The organism is Neptunicella plasticusilytica, from assembly GCF_047922965.1.
In the GTDB taxonomy this organism is placed as follows: domain Bacteria; phylum Pseudomonadota; class Gammaproteobacteria; order Enterobacterales; family Alteromonadaceae; genus Neptunicella; species Neptunicella plasticusilytica.
In genome coordinates this window covers 3,978,922-4,002,829 of sequence record NZ_CP150481.1, presented here as the reverse complement: position 1 = coordinate 4,002,829, position 23,908 = coordinate 3,978,922, and the positions used below count along the sequence as shown (strand labels likewise).

Annotated in this window: 27 protein-coding genes; 18 read left to right on the top strand and 9 right to left on the bottom strand. The window is 45.9% G+C overall.

Annotation, left to right across the window (positions count from 1 at the left end; genetic code table 11):
* Positions 1–52 precede the first annotated feature (52 nt).
* On the bottom strand, positions 53–2,140 hold the full coding sequence (gene fusA, locus V1467_RS18015) for an elongation factor G (RefSeq protein WP_416306363.1): 2,088 nt from the start codon (positions 2,138–2,140) through the stop codon (positions 53–55).
* Positions 2,141–2,400: 260 nt separating this feature from the next.
* The gene (locus V1467_RS18010) at positions 2,401–3,270 is read right to left on the bottom strand and encodes a mechanosensitive ion channel family protein (RefSeq protein WP_416306362.1); all 870 of its coding nucleotides are present in this window, start codon (positions 3,268–3,270) and stop codon (positions 2,401–2,403) included.
* 321 nt (positions 3,271–3,591) lie between these two features.
* Here V1467_RS18010 and V1467_RS18005 point away from each other — a divergent pair, with 321 nt between their 5' ends.
* A complete protein-coding gene (locus V1467_RS18005; protein ID WP_416306361.1) occupies positions 3,592–4,254 on the top strand; it encodes a lysostaphin resistance A-like protein in 663 nt (220 codons plus the stop codon).
* A 19-nt stretch (positions 4,255–4,273) separates the two neighbouring features.
* On the opposite strand, the gene V1467_RS18000 is transcribed toward V1467_RS18005, so the two are convergent.
* Positions 4,274–6,496 carry an ATPase, T2SS/T4P/T4SS family gene (locus V1467_RS18000; protein ID WP_416308723.1) on the bottom strand — a complete coding sequence of 741 codons (2,223 nt, stop codon included), beginning with the start codon at positions 6,494–6,496 and terminating at the stop codon, positions 4,274–4,276.
* 348 nt (positions 6,497–6,844) lie between these two features.
* On the opposite strand from V1467_RS18000, the gene rpsJ reads away from it, so the two are divergent.
* From rpsJ to V1467_RS17925, 15 genes are all read left to right on the top strand, one after another.
* Positions 6,845–7,156, top strand: coding sequence for a 30S ribosomal protein S10 (gene rpsJ / locus V1467_RS17995; RefSeq protein ID WP_006012796.1), 312 nt, complete (start codon positions 6,845–6,847; stop codon positions 7,154–7,156).
* 16 nt (positions 7,157–7,172) lie between these two features.
* Positions 7,173–7,811 (top strand): 50S ribosomal protein L3, encoded by a 639-nt coding sequence (gene rplC / locus V1467_RS17990; protein ID WP_416306360.1) that lies wholly within the window; start codon positions 7,173–7,175, stop codon positions 7,809–7,811.
* 17 nt (positions 7,812–7,828) lie between these two features.
* Positions 7,829–8,434 (top strand): 50S ribosomal protein L4, encoded by a 606-nt coding sequence (gene rplD, locus V1467_RS17985; RefSeq protein ID WP_416306359.1) that lies wholly within the window; start codon positions 7,829–7,831, stop codon positions 8,432–8,434.
* Positions 8,431–8,730, top strand: coding sequence for a 50S ribosomal protein L23 (gene rplW / locus V1467_RS17980; RefSeq protein ID WP_416306358.1), 300 nt, complete (start codon positions 8,431–8,433; stop codon positions 8,728–8,730). Before rplD ends, rplW begins: the two co-directional genes overlap by 4 nt.
* 15 nt (positions 8,731–8,745) lie before the next feature.
* A complete protein-coding gene (rplB, locus tag V1467_RS17975) occupies positions 8,746–9,570 on the top strand; it encodes a 50S ribosomal protein L2 (protein WP_416306357.1) in 825 nt (274 codons plus the stop codon).
* A gap of 15 nt (positions 9,571–9,585) precedes the next feature.
* Positions 9,586–9,864 (top strand): 30S ribosomal protein S19, encoded by a 279-nt coding sequence (gene rpsS / locus V1467_RS17970; RefSeq protein WP_416306356.1) that lies wholly within the window; start codon positions 9,586–9,588, stop codon positions 9,862–9,864.
* Between the two features lie 10 nt (positions 9,865–9,874).
* Positions 9,875–10,207: a 50S ribosomal protein L22 gene (gene rplV / locus V1467_RS17965; protein WP_416306355.1), complete on the top strand. Its 333-nt coding sequence runs from the start codon at positions 9,875–9,877 to the stop codon at positions 10,205–10,207.
* A 9-nt stretch (positions 10,208–10,216) separates the two neighbouring features.
* Positions 10,217–10,921 carry a 30S ribosomal protein S3 gene (gene rpsC, locus V1467_RS17960; RefSeq protein ID WP_416306354.1) on the top strand — a complete coding sequence of 235 codons (705 nt, stop codon included), beginning with the start codon at positions 10,217–10,219 and terminating at the stop codon, positions 10,919–10,921.
* Positions 10,922–10,924: 3 nt separating this feature from the next.
* Positions 10,925–11,338, top strand: coding sequence for a 50S ribosomal protein L16 (rplP, locus tag V1467_RS17955; protein ID WP_416306353.1), 414 nt, complete (start codon positions 10,925–10,927; stop codon positions 11,336–11,338).
* Positions 11,338–11,529, top strand: a complete 192-nt coding sequence (gene rpmC, locus V1467_RS17950) for a 50S ribosomal protein L29 (protein WP_416306352.1) — start codon at positions 11,338–11,340, stop codon at positions 11,527–11,529. The genes rplP and rpmC overlap by 1 nt, the downstream gene beginning before the upstream one ends.
* The gene (gene rpsQ / locus V1467_RS17945) at positions 11,529–11,789 is read left to right on the top strand and encodes a 30S ribosomal protein S17 (RefSeq protein ID WP_416306351.1); all 261 of its coding nucleotides are present in this window, start codon (positions 11,529–11,531) and stop codon (positions 11,787–11,789) included. The genes rpmC and rpsQ overlap by 1 nt, the downstream gene beginning before the upstream one ends.
* A gap of 164 nt (positions 11,790–11,953) precedes the next feature.
* Positions 11,954–12,553 (top strand): paraquat-inducible protein A, encoded by a 600-nt coding sequence (locus V1467_RS17940; RefSeq protein ID WP_416306350.1) that lies wholly within the window; start codon positions 11,954–11,956, stop codon positions 12,551–12,553.
* Positions 12,546–13,487, top strand: coding sequence for an MlaD family protein (locus V1467_RS17935; RefSeq protein WP_416306349.1), 942 nt, complete (start codon positions 12,546–12,548; stop codon positions 13,485–13,487). Before V1467_RS17940 ends, V1467_RS17935 begins: the two co-directional genes overlap by 8 nt.
* A gap of 108 nt (positions 13,488–13,595) precedes the next feature.
* Positions 13,596–14,165, top strand: a complete 570-nt coding sequence (locus V1467_RS17930) for a hypothetical protein (protein ID WP_416306348.1) — start codon at positions 13,596–13,598, stop codon at positions 14,163–14,165.
* A gap of 286 nt (positions 14,166–14,451) precedes the next feature.
* On the top strand, positions 14,452–14,895 hold the full coding sequence (locus tag V1467_RS17925; protein ID WP_416306347.1) for a hypothetical protein: 444 nt from the start codon (positions 14,452–14,454) through the stop codon (positions 14,893–14,895).
* Positions 14,896–14,901: 6 nt separating this feature from the next.
* Here V1467_RS17925 and purU read toward each other — a convergent pair whose 3' ends face one another.
* Both purU and V1467_RS17915 read right to left on the bottom strand, forming a co-directional pair.
* Complete coding sequence (gene purU / locus V1467_RS17920; RefSeq protein ID WP_416306346.1) at positions 14,902–15,756, bottom strand: formyltetrahydrofolate deformylase; 855 nt, start codon at positions 15,754–15,756, stop codon at positions 14,902–14,904.
* Positions 15,757–16,009: 253 nt separating this feature from the next.
* On the bottom strand, positions 16,010–16,759 hold the full coding sequence (locus V1467_RS17915) for a class I SAM-dependent methyltransferase (RefSeq protein WP_416306345.1): 750 nt from the start codon (positions 16,757–16,759) through the stop codon (positions 16,010–16,012).
* 268 nt (positions 16,760–17,027) lie between these two features.
* Here V1467_RS17915 and V1467_RS17910 point away from each other — a divergent pair, with 268 nt between their 5' ends.
* Positions 17,028–18,707, top strand: coding sequence for a methyl-accepting chemotaxis protein (locus V1467_RS17910; RefSeq protein ID WP_416306344.1), 1,680 nt, complete (start codon positions 17,028–17,030; stop codon positions 18,705–18,707).
* Here the strand turns inward: V1467_RS17910 and thpR are convergent.
* From thpR to V1467_RS17890, 4 genes are all read right to left on the bottom strand, one after another.
* The gene (thpR, locus tag V1467_RS17905; protein WP_416306343.1) at positions 18,704–19,225 is read right to left on the bottom strand and encodes an RNA 2',3'-cyclic phosphodiesterase; all 522 of its coding nucleotides are present in this window, start codon (positions 19,223–19,225) and stop codon (positions 18,704–18,706) included. The two genes, V1467_RS17910 and thpR, sit on opposite strands and share 4 nt — an antisense overlap.
* Positions 19,226–19,270: 45 nt before the next feature.
* Positions 19,271–19,978, bottom strand: coding sequence for a FlgO family outer membrane protein (locus V1467_RS17900; RefSeq protein WP_416306342.1), 708 nt, complete (start codon positions 19,976–19,978; stop codon positions 19,271–19,273).
* Positions 19,979–19,987: 9 nt separating this feature from the next.
* Positions 19,988–20,596: a FlgO family outer membrane protein gene (locus tag V1467_RS17895; protein WP_416306341.1), complete on the bottom strand. Its 609-nt coding sequence runs from the start codon at positions 20,594–20,596 to the stop codon at positions 19,988–19,990.
* Between the two features lie 63 nt (positions 20,597–20,659).
* Positions 20,660–21,259 carry a hypothetical protein gene (locus V1467_RS17890; RefSeq protein WP_416306340.1) on the bottom strand — a complete coding sequence of 200 codons (600 nt, stop codon included), beginning with the start codon at positions 21,257–21,259 and terminating at the stop codon, positions 20,660–20,662.
* Positions 21,260–21,437: 178 nt separating this feature from the next.
* Here V1467_RS17890 and hrpB point away from each other — a divergent pair, with 178 nt between their 5' ends.
* The gene (hrpB, locus tag V1467_RS17885) at positions 21,438–23,888 is read left to right on the top strand and encodes an ATP-dependent helicase HrpB (RefSeq protein ID WP_416306339.1); all 2,451 of its coding nucleotides are present in this window, start codon (positions 21,438–21,440) and stop codon (positions 23,886–23,888) included.
* Positions 23,889–23,908: the final 20 nt, after the last annotated feature.

Below are 23,908 nucleotides of genomic sequence, written 5' to 3'. Positions count from 1 at the left end.
AAAAACCCGGTGATTTTCATCACCGGGTTTTATCAGCCAGCTAAAAGTAAAATTACTTTTTAGCCGCTTTACGTTCTTTTTCTGCAGCAATAACTGCTTCAGATACGTTGGCAGGACATGGGTTGTAGTGTGAGAACTCCATAGAGAACTGACCACGACCAGAAGTCATGGTACGCAAACTACCGATATAACCGAACATTTCAGATAGTGGTACGTCAGCTTTAATACGCACGCCTGTCACGCCCGCTTCCTGATCCTTGATCATGCCGCGGCGACGGTTCAAGTCACCAATAACATCACCAACGTGATCTTCAGGCGTGAACACATCTACTTTCATGATAGGTTCAATCAGCTGAGGAGCTGCTTTAGGGATAGACTGGCGGAATGCACCTTTAGCTGCGATTTCAAACGCGATTGCAGATGAATCCACGGCGTGGAAGCCACCGTCGTAGAGTTCTACTTCTACATCCAATACCGGGAAGCCTGCTAAAGTACCTTCTTCCATCATACCCTTGAAGCCTTTTTCAATGGCCGGGAAGAATTCTTTAGGTACGTTACCACCGACTACGGTAGAAACGAACTTGAAGCCTGTACCCACTTCACCAGGACGGATGCGGTAATCGATTTTACCGTACTGACCTGAACCACCTGACTGTTTCTTATGGGTATAAGAATCTTCAACGGCTTTAGTAATGGTTTCGCGGTAGGCAACCTGTGGTTGACCCACAATCAAATCAACGCCGTAAGTACGCTTCAGGATGTCGACTTTAATGTCCAGGTGTAATTCACCCATACCTTTAAGGATGGTTTCACCAGAATCTTCATCAGTTTCAACCCGGAAAGACGGATCTTCAGCCACCATTTTACCGATAGCAATACCCATTTTCTCTGAACCACCTTTATCTTTAGGCGCAACAGCGATAGAGATTACCGGCTCAGGGAATACCATGGCTTCCAGCGTACAAGGATGTTTAACATCACATAAAGTGTGACCGGTTTGTACGTTCTTCATACCTACGATAGCGATAATATCGCCAGCATGGGCGCTGGTTAACTCGTTACGTTCGTTGGCTTGCATTTCCACCATACGGCCGATACGTTCAGTTTTACCTGTGGCTGAGTTAAGGATGGTGTCGCCTTTATTCAGTTTACCGGAATAGATACGTACGAAAGTCAGGGCACCGAAACGGTCGTCCATGATTTTAAACGCTAATGCGCGAAGTGGCTCATCAACAGAAACTAAAGCGTGCTCGCCTGTTTCGTTACCTTCTTCATCGGTCAAAGGCTGAGGATCAACTTCTGTTGGGCTAGGCAAGTAATCAACTACTGCGTCAAGTACCAGCTGAACACCTTTGTTTTTAAACGCAGAACCACAGTAAGTCGGGAAAAAGTCCAGAGTACGAGTACCTTTACGGATACAACGCTTCAGATCTTCGATAGACGGCTCTTCACCATCCATGTAAGCCATCATCAGGTCGTCGTCTTGCTCAACCGCTGTTTCTACCAGCATTTCGTGATATTCGTTAACTTTGTCAACCATATCTGCAGGTACATCTTTAACTTCGTAGTTTTCCGGAAGACCAGTGTCATCCCAGATATAGGCTTGTTTAGTGAGTACGTCGACAACACCGACGAAATCTTCTTCGATCCCGATTGGCAGAGTCATCACTAACGGATTGGCACCCAGTACACGTTTAACCTGATCTACCACACGATAGAAATCTGCACCCATGCGGTCCAGTTTGTTAACGAAAATAACACGGGCTACTTCTGAATCGTTAGCATAACGCCAGTTGGTTTCTGATTGTGGTTCAACACCACCAGAACCGCAGAATACACCGATACCGCCGTCAAGTACTTTCAGTGAACGATAAACTTCAACTGTGAAATCAACGTGCCCAGGAGTATCGATGACGTTAAAGCGGTGGTCTTTCCAGAAGCAGCTAACAGCAGCTGACTGAATAGTAATACCACGCTCAGCTTCCTGTTCCATAAAGTCAGTGGTAGATTCACCATCATGCACTTCACCGGTTTTATGGATTTTACCCGTTAGCTTCAAAATACGTTCAGTCGTGGTGGTTTTTCCCGCATCTACGTGCGCGAAAATACCGATATTTCTATAATGGGATAAGTCTGTCATTGCTTCACTCAATAAGTCAGGATCAAAAATTGCGCGATAGTATACAGGAAAAATGGATTGGATACCTTTTTTCCTTACTAAAAATCATACGAATTTATAAAAATTGTTGAATTCAGGGAAAATTTATTGGTTAAAACCTGTGTTTCCCTGACTGCACCCAAAAATTCTCGGGCAGTATAGATATTCGCCAATTACAAAGATAGCCTTGTGGCAAGAAAAAGTAGCTGCCAGCAGTGACGAACATCTATCAACAGGGGTTATTATTCTAACAGTTTGGTGTTTTCGACCTTTTGCTGTTTTTCATTTTCGGCAATTTGCTGTTTATCTTTCTCAGCAAACCAGAGACGCATAAAGTCAGCTGTCAGTTTTTGTTCTATTTCCAGCGCTTGTTCGGTGGGGCAGAAAATAGTGAATTCGGTATTAGTGTCACCCAAATTGGAGGTGCTGATATGGATGGTAGTTTCAGGACCCGTAATGCGAACTTCCAGTCGTTTTTCGATAATCTGGTTATAGCGTATCGCTACATCGTGAAAATGCTGGCAATACTCCACCGCGCGCTCTTTCAGGACATCGATAAAAATAAAAGGATTTACACTCATATCCCGGGTAATAACAAAGTGGTGGGAGACATAGCGCTTAAGAAAATTCAGGTTCTTGATGGGATTATTAATCAACTGGCTATTGGGCAAAAATACGGTTTTGCCAGTAAAGCTATAGCTTTCTATATCCACCTCCAGAATGGTCATTTTAGCCCAGTCTGTGGCGCTAACTTCCCCACACTGATTGCCTATTTGTACCCAGTCACCCACCCTAAATGGCCGGGTTGAGGCGATGTAGATAAAACCTATCAGGCATTGAATAAATTCGCGTGTCGCCAATACGATAGCAACAATAAAGGCCGCAATAGAAAAGGCGAATTTTTGTAATTCTGCCGCCCAGAAGTTAAGCAGAACAATAATGATCAGGAAGTTAATCAGATTTTTAAAGCTGTTAACCAGGTAACGCTTATCCTTGCCTTTTTTCTTGGCTCTTTTTTTGATCAGGCTGACTATTAAATACTTCACTGACATTGTGACAACAATGATGAAGATGGAGACAAGCAGTTTGTATTGGGCGACAAGCTCTAGCATGTTGGGATCACCGGATAAAGATGCTGAATATTAATGCCGAGCAAATTATTCATATGCACTATTTTTGTTATTTTGGGGTTTGCACCCGTTAATCAGATTGCCAGGTTCGGCAAAGAGGGGAATGGTAATACTTGCAGGTTAGGAAGCCAAATTTATTCTGACAAAACCTCCTTGGATGCTGTCATAAATAGTTCACTCATTATTCATTCTGTGTTCGTTAAACTGTCATATATGGGTGGATTGGCAAACCTGGTTGTTGAAGATGGATTTTTTGGTCGGACAGATTAATTGGTGCAGCGTATAAATAACTATATTTTCAGTATGGCACAGAAACTTTCATCAGAGCGTTACAAACGTTGGATGGAGTTCTTGCTACTTTTTTGCCTGCTTCCAGTGTTATTGATTGCCAACCGTGACTATCTAGTCAGTTTTGTGATCCCCTGTCTGGTTATCGCCGGTGGTTATTGCAGTGCAGTACTCTGGGCTGATCCCAAATTTAAACGCAAACGACTGGGGCGCTTGTCCGATGTGCGCAAGTATCGGCAATACCTGCACCTGAGTTTTACTTTATGGGTGGCGATAGTGACGTTAGTTTGCTGGTATTGGATGCCCAGTCTGTTCCTATCCTTGCCCCTGCAGCAACCTTATCTGTGGCTGGTGACATTGCTGTTATATCCGTTATTGTCGGTGATCCCGCAGGAACTGATATTCAGAACCTTTTTCTTTCATCGCTTTAAAAAACTGTTTCCTGCCAAAATATTGCGGGTTGGCGTGTCTTCCTTGTGCTTTTCTATGTTGCATGGGTTGTACGGAAACTGGATAGCAGTGATAGTGTCGGCGGCAGGGGGCCTGTTATTTGGACTCACCTATGCGAATACTAAATCGACGTTGATTGTGGTTATCCAGCATAGTGCGTGGGGATTATTATTGCTCACTATCGGGGTAGGCAACTATTTTAACAGTGATATGCTGGTTGCAGGCTAGTCAGCTGAGCTGGGCCGATTTATTCGGCCCCGCTAATGATTTGTAATTGGGCAATATCGGTATCTCCCTTGAGTACCTTGAAAATACCATCCTGAGTCAAGGTACGCATACCGTCTTTCATAGCCTGGGCTTTCATGTCATGTACCGACGCTTCTTTATAAACCAGACTACGTAGCCCGCCGGTCATGGATAACAGCTCGTGCACGCCGGTTCGACCTTTATAACCCGTATCACCGCATTCGTCACAGCCTTTGCCGCGATATAACTGCAAGTTATCCAGATCGATTTCATCCAGGTAGTCGCTGCCATATTGGCGACGAATGAAGGCGATATCGTCTTCAGACGCGGGATGTTTTTCTTTGCAATTGGGACAAATAGTCCGGATGAGTCGCTGCGCCAGAATACCTACGCAGGCATCAGAAAAGTTAACCGGATCCAGCCCCAGATCTAATAGACGGGTAATGGTTTCCGGGGCGGAGTTAGTGTGCAGGGTTGACAGAACCAGGTGACCGGTAAGAGAGGCTTCAATACCGGCATGGGCAGTTTCTTTGTCTCGCATCTCACCAATCAGGATAATATCCGGGTCGGCCCGCAAGAATGCGCGTAATGCATTGGCAAAGGTAAACCCGATTTTGGGGTTAACCTGCACTTGCTGTAATCCGGGCTGGGTAATTTCCACCGGATCTTCTGCCGTCCAAATCTTTTTATCTGGTGTATTCAGATCACCTAACACCGCATGTAAAGTAGTGGTTTTACCTGAACCGGTGGGGCCAACCACTAATAATATGCCGTGAGGCTTTTTAATCATTTCTTTAATCATGCTCATATTGCGCGGCGACAGGTTCATTTTCTCCATCGGCATAGCGCCACCTGAGGCCAAAATCCGCATAACGACGCCTTCGCCAGCCACAGTCGGAATAGTGGCGACCCGTACTTCAACCAGTTGACCGGACATTTTCACTGCGATTTTACCGTCTTGCGGAACTCGCTTCTCGGCGATATTCAGGTTTGACATGATCTTAATCCGCGCTATCACAGCACTGTGGTGCGAAGCAGGAACCTGGGTAATATCACGGCACACGCCATCCACCCGCATTCTCACCCGGGTCGGTGCATTTTTCTCCGGGTCGACATGAATATCCGACGCATTAAGCCGTTTGGCATCATGCAAGATACGGCTGACCAGGCGCACCACCGCCGGCGCATCGTCGGACATTTCATCATGTCCTTCATCTTGGACTTCCGTGCTGGTACCAATTTCATCCAGAATATCGTCCATCGCCCCGGGCGCACCGCCACCGCTGCTTGCCGCCCCCAGATATTGCAAGATGGCATTAGGCAAGCCAACACAAATTTCGTAACTCTCTATACCCAGTGCGCTTTCTATCTCCATTAATAAGGCGGCGTTATTGGGTTCGGCCATCAATACCATTGGGTTATCCGAAGCGTCGGAGACCACGGCTACCAGATTACGCTTTAAATAGGACGAATTTAGCCGGCTGTCACTTTGATATAGATGATATTTGTCAGGATTAAACGGAATATAAGGAACCTGATAATGGATGGATAACGCATGACCGATATGCTCTTCAGAAATACGTTGTTCGGAAATCAGCCGCTGGATTAACTGCCGGGTGTCTTTACTGCTGTCCACCAATTTTTTCAGTTCGCCTTCCTGAATCAGGTTACTATGAATAAGATACTGAAAAGGTTGTTGAGTCCCACCCAGCTCATAACGGAATTTATTGCCGATGATTTTGGTCAAATCCTGGGCGATATCCAGATCGGCATCATCAAAATCACCCTTACGTTTATTGATAACTTGCAACACACCCAGCAATACGCCGGAATTAAGAATAGGTACACACAATATATTGCGGGTTTTAAACGAACTGCTTTTATCAAATTTCCCTTCAAAACGCAGCCGCTGATGGATACCACTCAACTCGTCCGCATCGTAGGGGTTGGCGATCATTAACGGAAGCTGTGCCAGCGCAACATATCCGGCAATGGATTGTGGACTAATGGGCACTTTTATTTCGCGGGTCTCGGAACCGGTTTTAAAGCGGGCCACCAGATCCTGATTTTGTCTACGCCGCTGGAAAATACTCATACGCTCTGCATCAAACAGACTCAGAACGATGGTTTCGAGCTTTTGATAGGCGTCCATTAATGAAGGATGCGACTCCAGTAATCGGTCTATCTTTTCCAGCTCTTGCTGCTTTCTTGGCGTTTCTAGCATGTTTTCCCGTTGAATCATGTACTTACTTTTAGGCCTACTACTATAGTCGAGGCGAATACCAGTTGGTACTGTTGATTTGTTTTTATGGCCGTTGTCAGGTAAACAACGCTTTTCCGACTTCACAGTAGTTCGCCAGTAGTAAATAATCACATTTAGTGTTGCAACGTCAAACAACTTCTGTATAATTCGCGTCCGCTGTCAGCAATGGCAACGGATTGTTGTCGTTTTTAGGCACAAATTAAATTTACAGCGTCCCGATATGGGACTGTCGATTATTCACGCATCCCCCCTAGCGATAATGGTAGGCGGTGGGTGTATATTTTTGTTCTTTCGATTGGAGCTTGGTCGATGCCAAATCAAAGAATTCGTATTCGTTTGAAAGCGTTTGATCACAAGTTGATCGATCAGTCTACGGCTGAAATCGTTGAAACTGCCAAACGCACTGGTGCGCAAGTAAGTGGGCCTATTCCACTTCCTACACGCAAAGAGCGTTATACGGTGTTGACTTCACCTCACGTGAATAAAGATGCACGTGATCAGTATGAAATCCGCACTCATAAGCGTCTGGTCGATATCATTGAACCTACTGATAAAACAGTAGATGCATTGATGAGATTGGATCTGGCTGCCGGTGTTGATGTTCAAATCAGCCTGGGCTAATTAGAGGGTTTTAACAATGGCGATTGGTCTAATCGGTCGTAAAGTGGGTATGACGCGCATCTTCACAGAAGATGGTGCTTCTATCCCCGTGACTGTTATCGAAGCGGCCCCTAATCGTGTTACTCAGTTACGTACTGAAGAAACCGATGGGTATCGCGCGCTACAAGTGACCACTGGCACTAAAAAAGCTAACCGCGTAAATAAAGCAGCAGCAGGTCATTTTGCTAAAGCTGGCGTGGAAGCGGGCCGTGGTTTATGGGAGTTCCGTCTGGACGGCAATGAAGGTGAAGGTATTGAAGTTGGCAGTGAAATCACTGTTGAAGTTTTTGCTGAAACCAAAAAAGTTGACGTTATCGGTACTTCTAAAGGTAAAGGTTTTGCAGGTGCAATCAAGCGTTGGAACTTTAGTCACCAACGTAATTCACATGGTAACTCTTTGTCTCACCGTGCTCCTGGTTCTATTGGTCAAAACCAATCACCAGGTAAAGTTTTCAAAGGCAAAAAAATGGCAGGCCAGCTTGGTAACGAGCGTGTGACTGTTCAGTCTTTGGAAGTAGTACGTGTTGACGCCGAACGTAACCTTCTGTTGATCAGAGGTGCAGTTCCAGGCGCAACAGGTGGTGATGTTATCGTTAAACCTGCAGTTAAAGCGTAACGTTCGGGAGATCGGTGATGGAATTAGTATTGAAAGACGCTAAAGGCGCTCTTGAAGTATCCGAAGCTACTTTTGGACGTGAGTTTAACGAAGCATTGGTACATCAGGTTGTTGTCGCTTTTGGCGCCGGCGCCCGTCAAGGTACCCGTGCACAAAAAACACGTTCTGAAGTTAGCGGTGGCGGTAAAAAGCCATGGCGTCAAAAAGGAACTGGTCGTGCCCGTGCGGGTACTATCCGTAGTCCTATCTGGCGTTCAGGTGGCGTAACATTCGCTGCTAAAAATCAGGATCACAGTCAGAAAGTAAACAAGAAGATGTACCGTGGTGCGATCAAAAGCATCTTGTCTGAACTGGTACGTCAGGAACGCCTGATTGTGGTAGAAAAATTCGCTGTTGAAGCACCAAAAACCAAAGAATTGGTTGCCAAGCTTAATGAGCTTGAGCTTAACGATGTGTTAATCGTAACGTCTGAAGTTGATGAGAACTTGTTCTTGTCTGCACGCAACTTATACAAAGTTGATGTGCGTGATGTTGCGGGTATTGACCCCGTTAGTTTGATTGCATTCGAAAAAGTGTTGATGACTGCTGATGCAGTGAAGCAATTAGAGGAGACGTTGGCATGATTAGCGAAGAACGTCTATTGAAAGTGGTGTTAGCACCACATGTTTCAGAAAAAACTACTCTGGCTGCTGAAAGCAACACTGTTGTCTTCAAAGTATTGAAAGATGCGAACAAAAACGAAATCAAACAAGCGGTTGAGAAACTGTTTGAAGTTGAAGTGGATTGCGTTCGCACCGTTAACGTGAAGGGTAAAACCAAGCGTAGCGGTATGCGTTTCGGAAGACGTAAAGACTGGAAAAAGGCTTACGTTGTACTGAAAGAAGGTCAAGACATCGACTTCGTCGGTGGCGCTGAGTAACAGGAGTATTTTGTCATGGCATTAATGAAAGCTAAGCCAACTTCTCCGGGTCGTCGCCACGTCGTTCAGGTGGTCAACCCGGATTTGCACAAAGGCGCACCTTATGCTCCTTTGTTGGAAAAAAGTAGCAAGTCTGGTGGTCGTAATAACCATGGTCGTATTACCGTGCGTCACGTTGGTGGTGGTCATAAACAACACTACCGGGTAATTGACTTCAAACGTAACAAAGATGGCATTCCTGCCAAAGTTGAACGTTTGGAATACGATCCTAACCGTTCTGCCAATATCGCACTGGTTTTGTATGCTGACGGTGAACGCCGTTACATCCTGGCCCCGAAAGGTGTTAAAGCTGGCGATGCGGTTGTTTCAGGTTCTGATGCACCGATCAAAGCAGGTAACACTTTACCTATGCGCAACATTCCCGTCGGTACTACGGTACACGCGGTTGAAATGAAGCCGGGTAAAGGTGCGCAAATTGCACGTTCTGCTGGCGCTTACGTACAAATTCTGGCGCGTGATGGGGCTTATGTCACTATCCGTTTGCGTTCAGGTGAAGTTCGTAAGGTTCAGTCTGATTGCCGCGCCACTATTGGCGAAATCGGTAATGCAGAACACATGCTGCGTTCATTAGGTAAAGCGGGAGCCACGCGTTGGAGAGGTGTTCGTCCAACAGTTCGTGGTGTAGCAATGAACCCTGTAGATCACCCACATGGTGGTGGTGAAGGTCGTACCTCTGGTGGCCGTCATCCTGTATCACCTTGGGGTAAACCTACTAAGGGCGCTAAAACCCGTAAAAATAAGAGTACGGATAAGTTCATCGTACGTCGTCGTAACAAGTAATAGCGAGGATTCACCATGCCACGTTCTCTCAAGAAAGGTCCATTTATTGACCTGCACTTGCTGAAGAAGGTAGAGACTGCGGTGGAAAAGAGCGACAAAAAACCAATTAAAACCTGGTCACGTCGCTCCATGATCATTCCAGATATGATTGGATTGACCATTGCAGTCCATAACGGTCGCCAGCACGTTCCTGTATTTGTCAGTGACGAAATGGTCGGTCATAAATTGGGCGAATTTGCGCCAACGCGTACTTACCGTGGCCATGTCGCGGATAAGAAAGCCAAGAAACGATAAGGGGTAGAATATGGAAGCTTTAGCTAAACATCGCTTTGCCCGCACGTCGGCTCAAAAGGCTCGCTTGGTTGCGGATCAAATTCGCGGTTTACACGTTGAACAAGCATTGGAAGTACTGACTTATAGTCAGAAAAAAGCTGCAGACCTGATGAAGAAGGTTCTGGAATCAGCGATTGCCAATGCCGAACATAACGAAGGCGCTGATATCGACGAACTTACTGTCGCTAAAGTCTTTGTTGACGAAGGTCCTACCATGAAGCGTATTAAGCCTCGTGCGAAAGGCCGTGCAGATCGTATCTTTAAGCGTAGCAGTCACATCACAGTCGTTGTGGCTGATAACTAGGAGAAGGTTATGGGACAGAAGGTACATCCTACAGGTATACGCCTGGGTATCAGCAAACCATGGACATCTACCTGGTACGCTAATACTAAAGAATATGCAGATAACCTGTTTAATGATCATCAGGTTCGCAAATTCCTGAGCAAGGAACTGAAAAGTGCTTCAGTTTCTAAAATTGTTATCGAACGCCCTGCCAAGAGCATCCGTGTGACTATTCACACTGCTCGCCCTGGTGTGGTTATCGGTAAGAAAGGGGAAGATGTCGAAAAATTGCGTAAACATGTGTCTAATTTGGCTGGTGTACCAGCGCAAATTAACATCTCTGAAGTACGCAAACCTGAATTAGACGGGCAGTTGGTTGCCGATAGCATCGCAAGCCAGTTAGAGCGTCGTGTTATGTTCCGTCGTGCGATGAAGCGCGCGGTACAAAATGCAATGCGAATTGGTGCTCAAGGTATCAAAGTTGAAGTGAGCGGTCGTTTGGGCGGAGCAGAAATTGCACGTTCAGAATGGTATCGTGAAGGTCGTGTACCACTACACACTTTCCGCGCTGACATCGACTACGCTACCTCGGAAGCGAATACCACTTACGGTATCATCGGCGTTAAGGTTTGGATCTTCAAAGGTGAAGTATTGGGTGGCTTGCCTACTCATGAGCAGCCAGCTGCTCCTGCACCTAAGAAGAAAAAAGGCCGCGCTGCGAAGCAAGGGGGCTAAGATATGTTACAACCAAAGCGTACGAAATTCCGTAAACAGCATAAAGGTCGTAACCGTGGTATGGCCGTTGCTGGCGGTAAAGTTAGTTTCGGTACTTTCGGCTTAAAAGCCGTTGGCCGTGGTCGTATGACTGCACGCCAAATCGAAGCGGCTCGTCGTGCCATGACTCGTGCTGTTAAACGTCAAGGAAAAATCTGGATTCGGGTTTTCCCTGACAAGCCTATCACTGAAAAGCCTCTTGAGGTTCGTCAGGGTAAAGGTAAAGGTAACGTCGAGTATTGGGTATGTCAGATCCAACCGGGTCGCGTGTTATACGAAATGGAAGGTGTTCCAGAAGAAGTAGCACGTGAAGCGTTTGAACTGGCTGCAGCGAAACTGCCATTTAAAACAACCTTTGTAACTCGGACGGTGATGTAATGAAAGCGACCGAACTGAAAGACAAGAGCGTAGAAGAGCTCAACGCAGAGTTGTTAAAGCTGCTTCGCGAACAGTTCAATCTGCGCATGCAACACAGTACTGGTCAGATGGAAAAAACTGACCAGATCAAAAAGGTGCGTCGCAGTATTGCTCGCGTTAAAACCATTTTGACTCAGAAGGCAGATGCGTAATGACTGAACAAACTGTTCGTACAGTACAAGGCCGTGTAGTTAGTAACAAAATGGACAAGTCCATCGTTGTTGCCATTGAACGTCGGGTAAAACATCCAGTTTATGGAAAGTACATTACTCGTACCACTAAATTACACGCCCATGATGAAACTAATCAGTGTGGTGAAGGCGATGTTGTCACTTTGCGTGAATGTCGTCCTTACTCCAAGACCAAGTCCTGGATACTGGTAGATATCATCACTAAAGCTAAAGCAATTTAGTTCACTTACTAGTGATTTTAAAAAGGCGCTCTCCGCGAGGACAGCGCCTTTTTTGATCTGGAAATTCCAACCCCGCTTTCAGCCTAATAGATCAGATAAGTTGACTTACTGGTCTATTTTATCGACAGTAACAGTTAATCCAGCAATGCAACGGAGATTTACTGTTGACTCAAATTCTTTGCCCTCAGTGCAGCACAGTTCAGGATTATCAGCAGCCACAGGAAGGGGAATCACTACAATGCTGTTGCTGTGAGCATGTGCTGGTCAAAACCATACGAGGCAACAATTTACCTGCACTGATACTCACCCTGTCAGCCCTGATTCTCTATGTACCGGCCAATATTTATCCCATTATGACCATGACTTATCTGGGGCGCAGTAACGATACCACCATCATGGGCGGGATTATCGATTTGTATACCAGTGGTATGTACGGGCTAGCCGCACTGGTGTTTACTGTCAGTATTGTTATTCCTATCGTTAAAATATTACTGATGTTGTATCTGTTGCTGGTAAGTCCCCATGTTTCTCCCCTGTCGCATCTGACCCATCATAAATTATGGCGTTTCGTCGAGCGGATTGGCCCCTGGTCAATGCTGGATGTATTTCTGGTGGCGATATTGGTGGCATTGGTAAAATTACAGGATATGGCAAGAGTGGATCCCGGACCTGGTATTGTGGCGTTTGCTGGCGTAGTGGTACTGACACTAATCGCCTCACAAGTACTGGATAGCCGCTTACTATGGAAAAATAAACATGACTGAAGCTACAAAAGCAGTAATAAAACCCAGCGGAAAATATATGTGGCTATGGCTGGTGCCTGTGTTGGCAATCGGGCTGGTGGCATTCATGGTTTGGCGTAATCTACCGGAAAATGGTGAGTCGATTACACTCTATTTTGACGACGTAAACGGGCTTAAAGAGAAACAGACCAAGTTGCTTTATCGCGGGTTAGAAGTGGGCAATCTGGAAAAGCTAAATTTATCTGATGACAAGCAAAAGGTAAAAGCTACAGTGCAGGTGCATGAAAAAATTGTTCCGCTATTAAACGAAGGTAGCCAGTTCTGGTTGGTCAAGCCACAAATTGGCTCCGCCGGTATTTCCGGTATCAATACCCTGGTCTCAGGTCCTTATATCACGTTCTCGGCCGGTAGCGGAAAACCGCAGCAAGAATTCCATGCCTTGCAGCAGCAGCCGATTGAAAAGCGCGAAGGGCTTAAATTCAGGATCTGGAGTGAGTTACGCAGCAGTATTTCTCCAGGAGATGATCTGTATTACAAGCAAGTGCCAGTAGGTAAAATCTACGCCTACGAGTTGCTTAGTGACCATCTGCTGTTTTATGCACAGATCCAGCCCGAGTACCAATCTTTACTGCGTTCCAACAGTCGTTTCTGGGAAGAAAGCGGTTTTGAATTCGATATGGGGCTGCTAGGCATGTCTGTTTCAACAGCCCCGCTAATGAGCTTGTTGAGTGGTGGGATCAGCTTTGCTACCCCAACTGAATACGGTGCGCAAGCTAAGGTCAATGACCAGTTTGTTCTTGAGGAAGATGGCGATGAAGACTGGCTTAAATGGCAACCCCAGATTAAGTTGCCGGAACACATCATAAAAGAAAGTGGCCAGCAGGATAGCCAATCAGGTTTGGTACCCAAAACGCTGCAATCAGGCGTTAAACAGCAGGAAAAAAGCGAGAATTAATTCTGTCTAAATAATAACCATGATGTAATTTTCATACTTAACCACTGCTAAAAATAGGTTAATGTTTAGCCCACTGATTTGAAATATTTGAGTAAAAAAGGGGGCAAAATGTCTAACCGATTGTTATTGATAATATTATTGCTCCCTTTTAATTGCCTGGCTGATTCGCAATTCTGGGATACAGGGATTGACTGGCTGAAGGCGAATCTGGCGGACGACGCCGATGTTGTCTTCCAGCGCGCCGAATTCCAATATGACGGCTTGGCCGATCAAACTGCATCACTGGATGTGAAGCATATAATTGGCGAGCGTTTTTTCGTTTATACCTCATTGCTCATGCATCGCCAGAAGCTGCAAAGCGGTGTTTGTAAACAGAATATCGCTACATCAGAATATGAAATCATGCCTCAATTCCAGTTACAAAATGACTTTGCGGTCGGTGTAGGGATCCGCAGAACTATCGAATCTGAAATGAGCTTTTCTCAAGATCATCAAATTCAGCTCGAGAATAAAAGTCAGTGGTTTGTCAGTTTGTCCTTGAACCCGCAAACCATGTCTGCACAATATGGAGTAAGATATTCTTCCACATCACTGGATGCTCATGATTATTCACCATTGAGGCAAAATACCACCTTTACCGACAACGCTTTGACACTCTACTATCAGGCCAGTTTTTAGCAAGATACCTTCATTCTGGCAGCCTGTCGTTGTTTGTTATCCAGCTGCATTCATTCTCTCTTTGAAAAATCTTAATTAATTGATAAATAAGTTATTTAATATGATTTTAAGCTAACTTTTGATTACCTATTTCAGCTGAATTGGACTACATTAGTCTGATGTATTTAGTTGTTTGTCGTTTGCACCGATACTACCCCAGTCGCTCTGGCTCCGTCATTTTTTAGGTAGCGCGGGTATATCGATTTGCAACTGCAAGTCCGTTGTTATATTCATTAAGGAATGAAGAATGTTTGCACAACACGGTAATTATTCTCTTTATAGTGACCACAGTATCATCATATTCGAAGCTTTTGGTGCTTGGAATGTAGAAGCTTCACGAAATGCGATCGGCAAGATAAAAACTATAGTGGATAATATGCCAACATCGGCGCACGGATTTATTTTTGATACTCATCTTGTCGAAGGGATGACTCCAGACAGTTATCTGGTTTGGTCAGAGGCAGTTAACTATTGGTTAAGTAAAGGGTTTAACGGGCTGGCCAGAATTGACGATCCTGAGTCGGCCCATTACAAACTCTTTGTTGAAGGTTTTGACATCATGCTCAAAGAAATTATTCCCTTCACTTTTGCCGATGACATAGCGCATGCCCTGAGTTGGTTACACGAGCTGGAGTTCAAAGGATTTGAAAACGGCTTGGAGGTTGTTAAGCAGTCAAGTAACAACCTCTAGTTCGCATCAGGCAAATACAACCGTCTTGTTATGGTGAATAATGACCCGATCTTCCAGATGATAACGCAAGCCGTTGGACAACGCTGTTTTTTCACAATCTTTACCTTTACGCACCATATCGGCAGCGCTGTCGTTGTGACTGATACGAATCACCTGCTGTTCGATAATGGGTCCTTCATCTAAATCTTTGGTCACATAATGACAGGTTGCGCCAATTAATTTGACCCCACGATCATAAGCTTGCTGATAGGGTTTGGCCCCGGCAAAAGACGGCAAAAAACTATGATGGATGTTAATGGCTTTGCCTGCCATTTTTTGACACAAGCTGTCAGGTAAAATTTGCATAAAGCGGGCGAGTACGGTGAGATCAATCTGGTAATTTTCCAATAGACGCTCTACTTCCGCAAAGGCTTGTTGTTTTGGCTGGTTACTAAAATCCACAAAATGAAACGGGATGGCATACCAGTCGGCAAACTGTTTCATCTTGGCGTGATTGGCGATAATACAGGGGATCTCGCAATTCAATTCACCACTATGCCAACGATGTAATATATCCACCAGGCAGTGGGACTCGTGACTGGCCAGTAACGCCACTTTCTGCCTTTCTAGCGAGTCAGTAATATGCCAGTTCATCTGATATTGCTCGGCAATAGGGTTAAACGCCTCAGCAAAATTTATCTTGGCCAGGTTAAATGAGTCAGCCTTAATTTCATGGCGCATAAAAAAACGGCCAGCTTGTTGGTCGGTGTGATGGTTGGCCTCAACGATCGTAGCGCTATGTTCGGCTAAAAACTGGCTGACAGCCGCCACCAATCCGACCTGATCCGGACAATCAATAACGAGCTTGAAGGTTTGTTGCATGAGTTTCCCTTTACCCGCAGGCAAACTAGAAGGTTAAATCCAAAGATATAGAGCCTACTCATTCGCCGTCGCAGAGTAAATATGCATTAAGACTAAAGTGATTGAAATAGTTATATAAATAACCCCAACTCGGGTTAAATAATCCGATGCGGGAGAAAACCATCACATCAGGTTGACCCGTTGAAGTGTGGTCAACACAGCGTTTTTAGTACAAAACGCTGTGTTTTTAACATTGTGACTCAAATTGACCCTGTCACATGGGGGTAAACTTCATTACGACCCTACTGGTTTTGCCCCGTATATTTTTATCCCACATAGGTATATCGAGTGGGTCGTCAGAGTTATGCAGAAAAGTCTCTTCAGCAATCAATTTAAAGCCCCACTCGGCCATTTTTTGCCGAATAATGGCCGGATCGATGCGATGCAAGCTTTCGCCTGCTTGTGTACCACTGCCTGCAGGCGCAATATGATCTACTAGCCCTAGGATCCCGTCATCGGTGAGGGCGTCGAGCAGCTTGGTCATAAAGACCTGGTCATCGATCTTGTCCCAGCCATTTTGCTCGTCGACGTGATACAAATCATGGAAGCTCAGAATAAATAAAATACGGTCATAGTGATTTGTGGGCAGCTCCAGTGAATTGGCATCCTGCATAAGTTGTGTCACATTCGGCAATCGCTTGTCAGCATATCGGGCAGTGATTTTATCTTCACCTATAAACTTGATATAGGGAGCATTGTTATGTGCATCGACATGTCCTTTGGGACCTACTATTCTGGCCACCAGTTCGGTGTAATAGCCGCTGCCGGAAAATACGTCCAGTACTTGCTGTTCGGGCTTGAACTCAAAAAATGCTAGCACTTTGTCAGGCTGGCGCTGACTATCTCTGAGTTTGTCTTCCGCCGGGCGATCGGGATTGTTTATGGCTTGCTGTATCACATCGTTCGCCATGCTCGAAAGTGGTGTCAATAATCCGAATAGCATTAGTAAATGTCTGATTTGCATGATTTTCTCCGAAATTAGTTAACCCCCGCTATTTTGCCGGGTTTCTAGCCTGCCGCAATTGGCATTATTTCAAGTGTAGGTATGGCGTGACGAAAGAGATAATTATCACCCATTCTTCTAATTCGCTATCCGGAAGCAAATTAGCGATAAATTGTTTCTTTATTAGTCATTTATGGGATGATTGGGTGGGAACTTAAGTTGAACTGGCATTCAGTTTCACGCTTATCTAGCCGTTAAAATAGCATTGCTGACAAATAACGAGTGCACTATGAGCCAATTTATAAATAACTTGTCGCTACGAAAAAAACTTCTGGGGATTGTTAGTATATTAAATCTGTTGCTGATATTAAGCAGCGCCTATGCCATCTATTCCATGACGAAAATAGGCAACGAACTGGAAAAAATTGCCGAGCAAAATATCAAGCTGACAGAGTTGTTAATGATGGTTACAGTTGAGCAGCTGGAACAGGTTATATTGTTTGAAAGAGCCACCCATTACGGCGCTATTATGCAACAAGTGAAAGGTGCTGATAACCAGTTTGATACCGCCAGAAAAGCTTTTAGTCGTTCAGATAGCAATGTCGTTAAAGTGTTAAAGCAAGCGGAAGATTTGGTACAACAATCATTACGGCAAGTTGATGACGGAACCGCTGGGACTCTTGAGCGGATACTAAACGGATTAAAAAAAGTAGAGGCAAACCATAACAAGTTGGTGGAGCAAGCACGCCAGGTGTTTGAATATTATCGTCAGAATCAGTTAACGGATGCTGAACAGCTGGCCTTGCAGGTTGAAGGCGAAGCAGATGATATTGATCAGACTCTGGATGGGCTATTGGCAGAAATGGAAGCTTATACCCTGGAGAGCGTCGATATTGCCCATGAGCATGAATCCAGTTCGGTCGTTGTGATGCTTGTTGTGGTGGTAATCAGCGTTATTTTTGGTATGTCGTTAAGTCTGTATATTACCAATATGATTATCGCCGCCATACGTCAGACTATTGTTACCGCTTCAGGCGACTTGAGTCAGGAAATTGTGGTGGACAGCTCGGATGAAATTGGCGAGCTGAAGGCGGCCATGAACGGTATGCGTTTAAAATTACTGGATATGTTAGGACAAATATCCGGCACCACCTCACAACTCTCGGCAGCGTCAGAAGAAATGTCGGTAGTTACCCGACAAACCAGTCAAATTATCGATTCTCAACATCAAGAAACCTCAATGATAGCGGCCGCTATCAACCAAATGTCAACAACAGCACAGCAAGTGGCCGAAAGCGTTAATTTGACAGCTCAAGCAGCCTATGAGGCCACTGACGCCACCAATAAAGGCGCTGATATAGTCAAGCAGGGGATTGAGCAGATTAACCGTTTGGCCAAGCAGGTAGAAATGTCGGCACAGACGATCAACGATGTCGGCAAACAGTCTGAAACTATTAGTACTGTGCTGGAAGTGATCAAGGGCATTGCGGATCAAACCAACTTACTGGCGCTGAACGCGGCAATCGAGGCGGCCAGAGCTGGAGAGCAAGGACGAGGTTTTGCCGTGGTCGCTGACGAGGTGAGGACATTGGCCAGCCGAACGCAGAAATCCACCGACGAAATTAATAGCATGATTGAAAAATTGCAGGCTGGCTCGCAACAGGCCGTCAGTGTTATGCAAAAGAGTCAGGATGAAGCCAAGGCAGCGGTTGAATTTTCGGTGGACACCGGGCAGGCATTGGACACTATTGCCCAGGCGGTGGACAAAATTAACCAGAATGCTAGCCATATCGCTAGTGCGGCGACCGAGCAAGGCGCGGTGGCAGAGGAAATTAATAGCAATATTGCCCGACTCAATGAAATGTCCAATCAGACTGCCGAGGGCGCAGAAGAAACCGCTACTGCCACAGATGAGCTCACCCGCATGGCGGTGGAGCTGCAAGGCATTGTCGATCAGTTTAAGGTCTAATGGGTATACAGTGCCCAGCTGTTGCGACGCTGATAACTTACGCCATGTTGGGTTGATACTGATTCAAATAGATGAAACTGGTTAAACCGGCAGTGGAATTGAGGGTCAACCAGAGCAGCAGGAGGATTCTGCTGGCATTTTCGATAAAGGGTTAGATGCGGTAGATAAGACCTTTTTTGTATATTGATATGGCAGCGTCGTGCTGTACGCGCCAGGTGTTCCGCAAGATTGGACAACGCCTCGTCAATTTGTGATGTGCCTAACCACAACGCTTTCGGCTTCGGCCAATACCCCAATTGATTGAGTATTATTGAACAAGCCGGCTGGCTGTCTAATTCGTCCATTGCCTGATTCAGTACCGACAGTTGCGAGGGAGTGAGTTGACCCAGAAATGCCAGGGTAATATGAAAGTTGGTTACTGGTACCGGATTGGGAATGACTGGTAAGTACCGATTGCGCCATTGATCAATGGCCAATTTGGTCTGGCTATCCGGCTCCAGTGCAAAAAAGCAACGCATCAAATACCTCCATTGTGCCTTAACCGGCAATATTCGAGGTCAACGCTATCCTTTGACCAAACTCATTCTTGTACTTTCATCACTGCTCTTTTGCAAACTATCGACTATGTTTCTGGGTAAAAAACTTTGAGCCGAAGCGACAACGGCTTTGGAACGCAAACCAATGATGCGGGCGTTAACCAGATATCCGTCCTTATGTTTCACTACCGTGCCAGCCACTACATACTTAATCGGCAGATCAGGCGCCAGTTCGGTATAGTCTTTACTCAGGTTAAAATCACCCTGCTCAGTGACACGGATATAATCTGTGGCTTTAAAATCGATTACCGGAATACCAAACTTGTGCATTTCGTGTACTAACCCTTCAGCCAGTTGATTGCCCAACAAGCTTGACTGGGTGTAATCGCTGTCCAGAAATACAAAGCTGGTAATCGCAACGGGGGTGGTGGTGTTCACATATTGCAAGTTACCGATAAGCTGTTGTGCGATGCCACTCGTATAGGTGTTGATATTCAGGTTTGCCGGGATCACCTGGCTGGACAATGCGTTATGTGAATTGCTGAATTTGCCGTTGTAGTCTTGCTGGAAGCGGTTGCTGGCGGTCAATGGCGAAGAATGGGGTGACTCTGTTTCCGCATATACTTCTGCGTCAGGCTTGGCATCACTGTCAGTTAGCTGATGGGCGAAGTTTTCCAGGCTTTGGCATCCTTGTAATAACAACAACGCCGTCAAAGCACTCAGCCTATTATTCATGTTTTGCTCCTAGTACGCCTTGCGATACAGTTTCTGGTTTTGCAGCATGACATTACCCGAATGCCAGCCGACATTGGCAGGAACGTAGTCTGTTGCGGCGGCCAATATCTGTTTGCTGGATACATCAATTAGTCGAAGATTAACCACATACTGAGTTTCCTGCTGCGAGTAGGTTCCGGTCAGGAAGTACTTCACATCAATATTTTTATCCAGCTGCTCTATCATTCTGGACAACATAATATCCCTGTTTTGTTTTAGCTCTATGCTGTCAGTGGTTTTGAATTCGACTACCGTCAGACCCGCCTGGGTGGCAAGTGTGACCAGACTCTCCTGAAGCTGCCGACCGAATGAGGCGTCATCAGGCAAGGCGTTGCCATTTTCCAGTTCAACCGGCAAGATTGTGCCCACAGCAACAGGCGCTTTTGACGGCAAGTGCTGGATAGTATCAAATAATTGACGGGCTAATTGCTCGGTATGAAAATGAATATTGTTGGTGGGCGGCATGACGTCGCTGCGAGTGCTGTTGTCTGTATCCTCTGCATCAGGAGCGGTTGCACATCCCGCCAGCAAAAAATGGAACAACAGAATACTGATCCCGCATGTAAGCTTTCTAGTCATAGTATTGCCAGATAAATCGATAACATATTTGGATAAGTGCAAATTCAGTGCCGTTTTTATGCGTTATAGTTTTGCGTAAATAAATGCCGGCACTTCAGTACTGGCAGACGACACACTTGCCTGATTGTGCAGGTCCACAAGCGATATATCGATGCGAATGGCATCTCGATAGGAAAGCAGGCTAGTTTGCAATTCATAGCCGACAGTGGATTCGTGACGATAAGCGGAGGCAATGTCACTACCGTAGACGGGTAATCCCATTTTGGCCAGCTCGGTCGTTAGCATAACTTTCAGTTGTTGGATAAGGCGGCTTGATTCTGCCGATACGGGCAGAGCCGAATTCAGCTCGCTGATTAAAACCGGCTGGCTGATTTTTTGCTCACCAAGTTGATCATGTAAGTTGACTGCCAACTGTTTGACATACTCGTTCAGCGAAACGAAGTGATCAGGCGTCTGAAACCTGTTGGCAACCTGCTGAGATCCTGAAACTGGCATGGTTTTCAGTGGATCATGAGTCGATTGAGCAGCCTTGTTTTGGCAAGCATAAGTTTCCCCCTCATCACTGAAACAAATTTTGTCATTACTGCTAAACATCAGCGTGTTACACCCGCACATGGCCAGAGGTAGCAGTAATAAAACGGTCGCTTTGATGAATTGTTGCATGGCTGTATATTGATTCCCGAATGTGCCTTTATGATTCAAAAATAAGCGAATAATGTGCCAACTTAACAGACCCTGGCTTTAACACCACGTGTTTGTTGCAGTTTGTGCTGAATTGAGTGGCAACAGCCATTCTGATGATATGATCCGCAGATCTGAAATAGCTAAGTAGAAATAAACCTTGTTACCCGTTGAGCAAATCTGGCCACAGCTTAAACAACATATTATTCAGCAGGACGTGATTCTGGTGGCTCCGCCCGGTGCCGGTAAATCCACTTGTTTGCCGTTGCATTTACTGCAACTGCAACAATTTCGGGGTAGAAAAATTATTATGTTGCAACCCCGGCGTATTGCAGTGCGCAGTATCGCTGCTTATCTGGCAGAACAGCTTGGTGAATCGGTAGGGCAAACTGTGGGTTACCGTATTCGGGGGGAGAACAAAACCAGCGCCGGCACTCGTCTGGAAATTGTCACCGAAGGCATTTTATTGCGAATGTTGCAAAGCGAGCCTGAGCTTCCAGAAATAGGTTTGGTTATCTTTGACGAGTTTCATGAACGCAGCATCTATGCCGATTTCTCGCTTGCGTTGTGTTTGGAAGTGCAGCAGGCGCTGCGTGATGATCTGCGATTATTAGTGATGTCAGCCACGCTGGATACACATTCATTGCAAGAACTGTTACCGGCATCGGTGTTATTGCAATGTGAAGGGCGCAGTTATCCGGTAGAGATTAAATACGTGCCGGATACGTCGAGCCAGCCATTATCGTTAAAAATGTCTCGCGTTATTCAGCAGGTATTGCAAACTCACAGCGGCAGCATACTGGTTTTTTTGCCCGGTGCCGCCGATATCCGCCATACCGAGCAGGCAGTCAGAGCATTTATCGGGTCGGATACACATTTGTATTGTTTGTATGGGGAATTGTCCAAAGCGCAACAGATGCAGGCGATTTCGACCTGTCCTGCTGGTCAGCGAAAAATTGTACTGGCCACTAATATTGCCGAAACCAGTTTAACGATTGATGGAATCGAAGTGGTGATCGACAGCGGTATCGAGAAAAAAGCGCTGTTCCAGTTAACGCGGGGGATTACCCAACTGGTTACGCAGCGAATTTCCCAATCATCCGCGACCCAGCGAGCAGGTCGAGCGGGACGTTTGTCTGCCGGAGCCTGCTATCGTTTGTGGAGCCGTGAACAGCAAGACAGATTGTCATCACACAGCACGCCGGAAATATTGAACACCGATTTGACGTCTTTTGTGCTTGAGGCCGCCGTATGGGGCAGTGATATTACACAGTTGGGATTAATCGACCAGCCATCGATTGCTCAGGTTAACCAGGCCTTGGCATTATTGCGTGAACTCGATGCGCTCGATTCTCAAGGAAAACTCACTGTACGAGGTAAAGCACTGCATGCAATGGGGGGGCATCCTTGCAATGCCAGTATATTGGTCAAAAGCCAATTGATGAGTTCTAGCCATCAGAGTCTGGCGGCAACCTTGGTCAGCTTGCTGGAAAGCAAGGATCCACTACCCAATCACGGTACTGTACTTTTACAATCCAGGCTGGATTATCTGCAGCAGCATAGCGCTGCGCCAATCTGGCAAACTATTCGCCATTGGCATCAACGTCTGGGTTGCCAGATCAAAACCTGGCCGCGCACTGATACGGCGCTGTTGCTTGCATACGGATACCCGCAATGGCTGGCAAAACGCCGTGCCAATGGGGGATATTTATTGGTCAATGGTTGTGGAGCTGACGTGTTCCCTGATGATCCTGTTGGCCAGCACGAATGGCTTGCGATTGGTGCCATGTTGAGTACCGACAAGCAGCAGGGCGACGTGCGCATTACCTTGGCAGAACCGATTCAGCAAACTGATATTGAACAACACTTCAGTCATCTGATTAGCGATAAACTCTATTGTGAGTGGGATAATTCAAAGCAGCGTATCCTGGTTCAGCAGCGCAAAATGTTGGGTGAAATCCTGTTGTCAGCACATCCGGCCAGCCATATTGAGCAACAGCAGTTAGATGCGATTTGGCTGGAGGTTATTGTAAACAAGGGAGTGATGAATTTGCCCCTGGATGAAAGAGCACTGCAATTAATCTATCGGGTCAGGCTAGCCAAACAATATATTAGTGATAGTCATTGGCCCGATATGAGCGAATCTGGCTTAACCGATAATTTATCTGATTGGTTGCTGCCTTACTTAACCAAAGTGACGAGCTGGAAGCAACTTGGTGAACTGGATTTTTACCAAATATTGCAAAGTATGTTGGATTGGCCCAGCCAACAACAGCTGAATGAACAGCTTCCGACCCACATGAGTGTGCCCAGCGGTACCAGTATCCGGCTCGACTATCACCCGGATACAGAGGTCACGCTATCGGTTCGGATGCAGGAACTGTACGGCATGACTGACACACCGAAACTGGCTGGGGGTAAACTGCCAATCCTGCTCGAACTGTTGTCTCCCGCCCGGCGGCCGTTGCAGAAAACCCGTAATCTGGCCGGCTTTTGGCAGGGCAGTTATAAAGCAGTGCAAAAAGAAATGAAGGGCCGCTATCCCAAACATTTCTGGCCGGATGATCCGGCTAATGCAACGGCAACAACCAAAACCAAAAAATATATGTAAGCAGAAATCCAGAATAGCAA